1 protein-coding gene is annotated in these 474 nt (G+C 54.6%); it reads left to right on the top strand.

All coding sequences use genetic code 11. The annotated features are described in order from the left end of the window. Positions 1 to 450, top strand: a 450-nt coding sequence (ycfP, locus tag M3667_RS17170; RefSeq protein ID WP_251509621.1) for an alpha/beta hydrolase YcfP, incomplete at its 5' end; no start/stop codon positions are given. Positions 451 to 474: the final 24 nt, after the last annotated feature.

The raw sequence follows: 474 nt of genomic DNA, 5'->3' as shown, positions 1-474 counted from the left end.
ATTAGCTACAGCACGCGGCATCCCAAGCACGATATGCAGCATTTGCTGAAAGAGGTCGATAAAATGCTGCAGCTCACTGCCGATGACCGGCCGCTGATCTGCGGCGTCGGCCTTGGCGGCTACTGGGCGGAGCGGATTGGTTTTCTGTGCGATATCCGCCAGGCGGTGTTCAATCCAAACCTGTTTCCGCATGAGAACATGGAAGGCAAAATCGACCGACCGGAAGAGTATGCTGACATCGCCACCAAGTGCGTGACCAACTTCCGCGAGAAGAACCGCGATCGCTGCCTGGTGGTGCTTTCCCGCCAGGACGAGGCGTTGGACAGCCAGCGTTCCGCCGATCTCCTGCACCACTATTATGAAATTATCTGGGATGAAGAGCAGACCCATAAGTTTAAAAATATCTCGCCGCATCTGCAGCGGCTGAAAGCGTTTAAAACCCTCGGCTAACTGCTTTTCCCTTGTTCCCAAACC

Source organism: Microbacterium sp. P26 (assembly GCF_023712585.1).
GTDB lineage: Bacteria > Actinomycetota > Actinomycetes > Actinomycetales > Microbacteriaceae > Microbacterium > Microbacterium algihabitans_A.
Note: the sequence above shows the minus strand (reverse complement) of the source record. Positions and strands in the feature narration are given on the sequence as shown.